Here is a 4,151-nt window from a genome sequence, read left to right on the forward strand (position 1 = left end):
GGGTAAGCGCGCAATCGTGAGCCGCATTGCAAACAGCCCTGATCCGGTCGCATCGTCGATGCGGTCGGAGAAGTCTGCTTTGCGGTCAGGCGACGCCCAATATGGCGTCGAACAACGCCATTCCAGCCCAGGATCCGAAGATGCCTGTGCCGCCGCCGACGATGACATCATCGTCGTAGGCGGGCCAGAATGCGTGGAGCAGGAGCGCTCCGACGATCGCGCCGAGAATTCCGGAGGCCAGATATTGCGGATTGCGCAGCCATGGGCCTTTGAGCACGCGCACCATGGTGAAAGCGGTGAAGATGGCGGGCAGCAGAATATCCGACATGTTTGGCCCCTGGACCAACGTACACTCCACCCAACAGTAAAACGATCCGTTAAACGGTATCGGCAATTGCCATCGAGACGCGTGCCAGCATGAATCCCCCGCCCAACATCACCGATCCGCTTGTGCTGTTCATGCCGTCAGGCAAGCGCGGGCGGTTTCCCGTTGGCACGCCGGTGCTGGACGCCGCGCGCCAGCTCGGCGTCTATGTCGAGAGCGTGTGCGGCGGCCGCGCCACTTGCGGGCGCTGCCAGATCGAGGTGCAGGAAGGCAATTTCGCCAAGCACAAGATCGTCTCTGCCAACGACCACATCTCGCCCAAGGGCGCCAAGGAAGAGCGCTACGAGCGCGTGCGCGGCCTGCCCGAGCGCCGCCGCCTCTCCTGCTCAGCGCAGATACTCGGCGACCTCGTCATTGACGTGCCGCAGGACACGGTCATCAACGCCCAGACCATCCGCAAGGCAGCCGACACCAGGGTGATCGCTCGCGATACGGCAATCCGCATGTGCTATGTCGAGATTGAAGAGCCCGACATGCACAAGCCGCTCGGCGACCTCGACCGACTCAAGATCGCCTTGATGAAGGACTGGGGGTTCAAGAATGTCGAGTTCGACTTCTATCTCATGCCGCAGGTGCAGGGCATTCTGCGCAAGGGCAATTGGACCGCCACCGCCGCCATCCACAAGGATGCGGACAGCGACATCGCGCGCGTCATCGCGCTGTGGCCGGGCCTGAAGAACGAGGCCTACGGGCTCGCCTGCGACATCGGCTCGACGACCATTGCCATGCATCTCGTGTCGCTGCTGTCGGGCCGCGTCGCCGCCTCTTCCGGCACCTCCAATCCGCAGATCCGCTTCGGCGAGGATCTGATGAGCCGCGTCTCCTATGTGATGATGAACCCGGACGGCCGCGAGGGCATGACGGTCGCCGTGCGCGAGGCCGTTTCCGGCCTGGTCGACAAGGTCTGTGCGGAAGGCAATGTCCAGCGCAACGACATCCTCGACGCGGTGTTCGTCGGCAATCCGATCATGCATCATCTGTTTCTCGGCATCGATCCGACCGAACTCGGCGGCGCGCCGTTCGCGCTCGCCGTTTCCGGCGCCGTGCGCATCAAGGCCTCCGATCTCGGCTTGAAACTGAACCAGGGCGCTCGCCTTTATATGCTCCCTTGTATCGCCGGCCATGTCGGCGCCGACGCAGCCGCGGTCACGCTCTCCGAGGGTCCGCACCGCCAGGACGAGATGATGCTGATCGTCGACGTCGGCACCAATGCCGAGATCGTGCTCGGCAACAGCACGCGCGTCGTTGCGGCCTCCTCTCCCACCGGCCCGGCCTTCGAGGGCGCCGAGATTTCCGGCGGCCAGCGCGCGGCGCCCGGCGCCATCGAGCGCGTGCGCATCGATCCCGACACGCTTGAGCCGCGCTACCGGGTCATCGGTTCGGAACTCTGGTCGGATCAGCCGGGCTTTGCCGAAAGCGTGCAGACGACCGGCGTCACTGGCATTTGCGGCTCCGGCATCATCGAAGTGGTGGCCGAGATGTATCTCGCCGGTATAATCTCCGAGGACGGCGTCGTCGACGGATCGCTTGGCGCGCGCTCGCCGCGCATCGTCGCCAACGGCCGCACCTTCTCCTATGTGCTGAAGGACGGCGAGCCGAAGATCACCATCACCCAGAACGACGTGCGCGCCATCCAGCTCGCCAAGGCGGCGCTCTACGCCGGCACCAAGCTGTTGATGGAAAAGCAGCACGCCGACCATGTCGACCGCATCCATTTCGCCGGTGCCTTCGGTTCTTTCATCGACCCGAAATACGCCATGGTGCTGGGGCTCATTCCCGATTGCGATCTCGACAAGGTCTCGGCCGTCGGCAACGCCGCCGGCGCCGGCGCGCGCATGGCGCTCCTCAATCGCGGCTACCGCCGTGAGATCGAGGAGACGGTGAGCAGGATCGAAAAGATCGAAACCGCGCTGGAACCAAAATTCCAGGAGCACTTCGTCTACGCCATGGCCCTGCCGAACAAGGTCGACCCTTTCCCGAAGCTCGCGGCCGCAGTGAAGCTGCCGCCGCGCAAGACGGTCGGCGAGGACGGCACCGCAGGCGACGCCACCCCGCGCCGGCGCTCGCGCGAGGAACGGGCGGCGCGGCGTGGGCGCGAATAGGGTCCCCTTCGCCCGACGCCTCTCTTTAGTTCGTATGCATGCAAATGTTTCCGGATCCATCGATCCGGAAACCGGAACGCTGTTTTCGTGAAATCCGCCGGAAACATGCCGGGCGCATTTAGCCCGCCATCGAAGGGCTGGCGCGAAATGTCTTCGAGCCGGCGCGACCTTCCGGAGGAACCCACTATGTCGATGTTCGATAACCTCGGCCGCTTCGGCGTGACCATCAGGCAGGCTCATGCCCGGAGCAAGGCGATCCGCGCGCTCAACGACCTGCCCGTGCATGTGCAGAAGGATATCGGCTGGCCGGCTTCGCCGCCGAGCGACCCGCAGGCAGCCCTGCACGCGCTGCTCCTGGGAACCGCCCGCTGATGACCTTCGCCGACAAATGTAAGCTGCTCGGCAAGCGCCGAGGCCGGCAAGCGGCCTCGGCGATCGGCGACAACAAGTTGCGCGCCGCGCTGCTGCCAGGGCGCCGTTGACGCGACCGGCGTCGCATCACGCCGATGTGCCCGCTGCGAACCTTGACATTTTCAACCTAACTACAATCTTCGCATAGCAGGGGGAATTTCTCTTAGTCGGCTCGACCGATCCGTGTTCCGTATGCCCAGTTTGAAAAGCCACGTCGTTTCGTTCATTCTCAGGCACAGCCGCAAGAAGGCCTTTTCCAGTCCCGAGAATCTGCAGCGCTGGATCGCCTACGCCCGCAAGACCGAAGACTATCATCCGCCGGCTCTTCTGAAGGCGCGGCTGGATATCGCCGAGACCAGCGTCGATGGTTTCCCCGTCTATGAGATCGCACCGAAATCGGGCGAGCGCCGGCGTATCCTCTATTTGCATGGCGGCGCCTTCGTCTTTCAGATCACGTCCTATCACTGGGTGCTGATTGCCGAGATGGCGGAGCGGCTGGGCTTCGGCATCACCGTGCCGATCTATCCGATCGCGCCGGAGCACAATTTCCATGACATGTTCGGCATGGTCGGCGACGTCTACCGGCGCATGCTGCAAGAGACCAATGCCGAGAACATCGTCTTCATGGGCGATTCCGCCGGCGGCAACATGGCAGTCGTGCTCACCATGATGGCCGCCGAGGAAGGCCTGCCCTCGCCGGCGCGCCACGTGCTGATCTCGCCCGGCCTCGATATGTCCCTGTCCAATCCGGAAGTGTTCGAAGCCGAACGCAACGACCCCTGGCTGGGCATCCCCGGCGGGCTCGAGGCGATCCGGCTCTACAGCGCCGGCATCGACCGCTCCGACTGGCACATCAGCCCGCTCTACGGTGATCTCTCGGTGCTGCCGAAGACGCTGCTGCTCACCGGCTCGCGCGACCTGCTCAGCCCCGACAATCTGATCTTCGCCGAACGGGCGCGCGCCGCAGGCGTCGAGGTCGATGTCGTATACGAGGAAGGCATGTTCCACGTCTGGCCGCTGATCGATATGCCGGAAGCGCGGCGCGCACGTGACAGCATCGTCGACTTCCTCACAGCCGAGATCGTACCGCAGCGAGCCCATGCATCGCGCCGAACCACTTATGCGGCGCGACCTGCGCCGGCGGCCGAATAGCTCAGAACTTGCCGGTTTCCCGGAACAGTTCGAAGGTCGCGCGGATGTGGTCGGCAACCGCCTTCACCGGCGCACTGGCATCGGGTGCCACCACCATGGCG

4 protein-coding genes and 1 pseudogene are annotated in these 4,151 nt (G+C 64.2%); 3 read left to right on the top strand and 2 right to left on the bottom strand.

The features are described 5' to 3' along the window. Positions 1–85 precede the first annotated feature (85 nt). Positions 86–328, bottom strand: a complete 243-nt coding sequence (locus EOA32_RS34015; protein ID WP_245299687.1) for a hypothetical protein — start codon at positions 326–328, stop codon at positions 86–88. Positions 329–417: 89 nt separating this feature from the next. Here EOA32_RS34015 and EOA32_RS34020 point away from each other — a divergent pair, with 89 nt between their 5' ends. The 3 genes from EOA32_RS34020 (at position 418) to EOA32_RS34030 (ending at position 4,050) form a co-directional block, all read left to right on the top strand. Next, complete coding sequence (locus EOA32_RS34020) at positions 418–2,487, top strand: ASKHA domain-containing protein (protein WP_095778499.1); 2,070 nt, start codon at positions 418–420, stop codon at positions 2,485–2,487. Between the two features lie 186 nt (positions 2,488–2,673). Continuing rightward, the gene (locus tag EOA32_RS34025; protein ID WP_067329623.1) at positions 2,674–2,859 is read left to right on the top strand and encodes a hypothetical protein; all 186 of its coding nucleotides are present in this window, start codon (positions 2,674–2,676) and stop codon (positions 2,857–2,859) included. 231 nt (positions 2,860–3,090) lie between these two features. Further along, a complete protein-coding gene (locus EOA32_RS34030; RefSeq protein WP_066999648.1) occupies positions 3,091–4,050 on the top strand; it encodes an alpha/beta hydrolase in 960 nt (319 codons plus the stop codon). 1 nt (position 4,051) lies between these two features. Here the strand turns inward: EOA32_RS34030 and EOA32_RS40355 are convergent. Then, positions 4,052–4,151 (bottom strand): annotated as a pseudogene (locus EOA32_RS40355) (LysR family transcriptional regulator); the annotation flags it as partial.

This window comes from Mesorhizobium sp. M1A.F.Ca.ET.072.01.1.1 (assembly GCF_004023325.1).
In the GTDB taxonomy this organism is placed as follows: Bacteria; Pseudomonadota; Alphaproteobacteria; order Rhizobiales; family Rhizobiaceae; genus Mesorhizobium.